Here is a 3,055-nt window from a genome sequence, read left to right on the forward strand (position 1 = left end):
CGAGTTGCTGACGGCGGTAGTCGCCGTAGGCGCGATAGGCCATCAGCCCCAACGCGGCCAGGCCGCCGTAGGTCGCCAGCTTGCGGGTGGTGCGGTGTTTGCCGAGCAGCAGGCCGAGTGCGCCGCCGCTGAGGGCTCCCTTGCCGAAGTCGGCGTTGAGCAGGCCGCCCAGGCCGCCGGCGCCGGCGTGCGCCGGTGCGGCAGGAGCGGCGGTGCCGGTCTTGCCCATGGCCTGGCCGGCGGCGCCCTGCGCCGATTGCAGCAGTTGATCGAGAAAGCCCTGTAGTTTCATGCAGGTGATCCTGTCGAAGGGAATCACCGGTATAGCGGCCGTCGCCTTAGCGGGCCGTCAACCCAGGTGCGCAGCAGACACAAAAAAACGAGACGGCCGGGGCCGTCTCGTCGGTGTGCTTGCCTGGATCAGGCGACGCTGCTCAGAGCGCGGCGTCCTTGAGCTTCTTCAGCGGGCGCACCTTGAGCTTGGTGGTGGCCGGCTTGGCGGCGAACCACTGCTCTTCCTTGGTGAACGGGTTGATGCCCTTGCGCTTCGGCTTGGCCGGCACGCTGACGGCGGTGATCTTCAGCAGGCCCGGCAGGGTGAACGAGCCAGCGCCCTTCTTGCTGACCGAACCGGCCACGGCGTGCTCCAGCGAGGCCATCACGGCGCGCACGTCCTTGGCGATCACGCCGCTGGTTTCGGCGATGTGGGCGACGAGCGCGGACTTGCTCAGCACGTCCTTGATCGGCTTGGGAGCGGCCGGCTTGGCGGCAGCCTTGGTCGCTACCTTCTTCACTGCCTTCTTCGGGGCAGCCTTTTTTGCGGTCTTTGCCATGATGTCCTGATTCCGTATTTGGTGGTTTGGGTCGCGCCGACCCCGTCGGCATGGCGAAATGTAGGGCATGTGCTACGCCGCGCCAATAGGCCGGAAGCAAAAAACGCGAATATTCGCCGCGACCGACGCCTTTTTTGCCGAGGACGGCGTCGATGCCGGCACATCCGCGGCGATGCGCCAGGGCATTTTCGCTGCCTCGCGCCGCCGCCGCCGCCTTCGCGCGGAAGCACAAGCCCGTAACGCCGCCTCCCCTATGGTCCGCGCTCCACTCACCGACAGGAGCCTCGCATGGGCATTTCGCGTCACGCCACCGCGCATTGGGAAGGCGATCTCAAGACCGGCCAGGGCCGGTTGAACACGCCGCAGAGCGGCCTGCTGGAAAACACCCGCTATGCGTTCAACAGCCGCTTCGGCGACGAGAAGGGCACCAATCCGGAAGAACTGATCGCCGCCGCGCACGCCGGCTGCTTCACCATGGCGCTGTCGGCCAAGCTGACCGAAGCCGGCTTCCCGCCGACCGCGCTGGACACCCGCGCCGATGTCGACCTGTCGATGGAAGGCGGTCCCCAGCTCTCGCAGATCCGGTTGAAGGTCAAGGCCGTGGTGCCCAACATCGACGCCGCGCGCTTCCGCGAAGTGGCCGACGACGCCAAGCAGAATTGCCCGGTGTCCAAGGCGCTGAGCGCGGTGCCGATCAGCCTGGAAGCGGAACTGGGCTGAGGAATCCCCGGCGCGGCCCGGCGGCATGCCGGGCCGCGCGCGTGCGGCGCACCTGCGGCGCTACCGATGGCAGGCCAGGACGCGTTGCGCCTCTGCACCGTCCCGCACGGCTCGATCGTCCGCTAGCTGTCGCGCCACTAAATGTGCGCGCCACAGCCGTCCCTATTCAGTCTGGTTTCACCGCATCGGATCGAGCATGCAGTCGCGCGATCCACGCGCTTGGAACCATCGCCATGAACAAGCTCTCGACCCGTCTGTTGACCGCTGCGCTCGCTGTCGGCGTCATCGGCTCCGCCGCCGCGCAGGATTACGGTTACACCCGCTACGACGACTACCGCGACCGTGGCTACGCGTCCGGCACCTACGAATATGCGCGCGTGGTGCGCGCCGATCCGATCATGGTGCAGGTCAACGGCCCGCGCGAGACCACCGAGCGCTGTTACGACCGCCCGGCCTCGGGCAGCTACGCCAGCGACTACGGCTACCGCGGTACTGATGGCGGCCGCACCGCCTCGTCGGTGGTCGGCGGCATCGCCGGCGCCGTGCTGGGCAGCCGCGTCGGCGGCGGCAATGGCCGTTTCGTCGGCACCGCCGTCGGCACCATGCTCGGCAGCCTGGCAGGCCGCTCGATCTACGACAGCAATACCCGCGGCTACGGCGGCGGCTACGGTGGCGGCGTGGTCCGCGAATGCGACCCGGTGTCGTATCGGACCGAACGCTACGACCGCGTCGACGGCTACGACGTGACCTACGAATACGGCGGCCGCTACTACCACACCCGCACCGCCTCGCCTCCGGGCGATCGCATCCGCGTCCGCGTCGACGTCCTGCCCGACTGACGTATTGCCCAACTAAAACAAAGGGCGCCTCCTTGCGAGGCGCCCTTTGTTTTTGCGCGTGCGTTCGCGCCCGCGGTGCGGGGCGGCGGCCGGCGATCAGGGCCAGTCGATGTGGCCTTCGATCACCGTCTGCACCTGTCCGCCGGACCACACCTCGCCGGCCTCGTCGACGCACAGCGTCAGCAGCGCATCGTGGCCGACCTCGCGGCCCTGGCTGGCGACGTAGCGGCCACCCTGGCCGGGCAGGGCCTTGCTGTGATCCAGCCATGCCGCCAGCACCGCATTGGCCGCGCCGGAGGCCGCATCCTCGAAGCGCCGGCCGTTGCCGACGAAGGCGCGCACGGCCACTGCATAGGCCTGGCCGCTGGCGCGCGCGTAGGCGAACACGCCCATGCTGGCGGTGCTTTCGGCCAGGGCGGCGATCGCATCCCAGTCCGGCGCCAGCGCGCGCAGCGCGGCTTCGTCGGCCACTTCGACCAGCCACCAGCAGCGGCCGCCGTCCATGCGCACCGGCGGCAGCGCGCCCAGCGTCCAGCCGCGCAGCGCCGCCTGCAGGCGTGGATCCGCGGCATCGGCGATCTCGGCCACCTGCGCGCGCGGGGTGCGGATGGCGATGCTGCGCACTCCGGCATCCACGTCGACCCGCAGCGGCAGGGGGGGGGG

General features: G+C 69.3%; 5 protein-coding genes. 2 read left to right on the forward strand and 3 right to left on the reverse strand.

The window, feature by feature from the left end; genetic code table 11:
* Together D588_RS0113870 and D588_RS0113875 are read right to left on the reverse strand one after the other, a co-directional pair.
* The coding region (locus tag D588_RS0113870) for a DUF533 domain-containing protein (protein ID WP_017916409.1) at positions 1-292 on the reverse strand (292 nt) is incomplete at its 3' end.
* Positions 293-434: 142 nt separating this feature from the next.
* Positions 435-833 carry an HU family DNA-binding protein gene (locus D588_RS0113875; RefSeq protein ID WP_026143706.1) on the reverse strand — a complete coding sequence of 133 codons (399 nt, stop codon included), beginning with the start codon at positions 831-833 and terminating at the stop codon, positions 435-437.
* Between the two features lie 288 nt (positions 834-1,121).
* Here D588_RS0113875 and D588_RS0113880 point away from each other — a divergent pair, with 288 nt between their 5' ends.
* Positions 1,122-1,553 (forward strand): OsmC family protein, encoded by a 432-nt coding sequence (locus tag D588_RS0113880; protein ID WP_017910837.1) that lies wholly within the window; start codon positions 1,122-1,124, stop codon positions 1,551-1,553.
* Positions 1,554-1,786: 233 nt separating this feature from the next.
* Entirely contained in the window at positions 1,787-2,392 is a 606-nt protein-coding gene (locus D588_RS0113885) for a glycine zipper 2TM domain-containing protein (protein ID WP_017916410.1), read from the forward strand.
* Between the two features lie 96 nt (positions 2,393-2,488).
* Here the strand turns inward: D588_RS0113885 and D588_RS0113890 are convergent.
* Positions 2,489-3,055 (reverse strand): PhzF family phenazine biosynthesis protein (locus D588_RS0113890; protein ID WP_026143708.1); only part of this gene is annotated, 567 nt, incomplete at its 5' end.

The sequence above is a fragment of the Xanthomonas sp. SHU 308 genome, assembly GCF_000364645.1.
Lineage (GTDB): Bacteria > Pseudomonadota > Gammaproteobacteria > Xanthomonadales > Xanthomonadaceae > Xanthomonas_A > Xanthomonas_A sontii.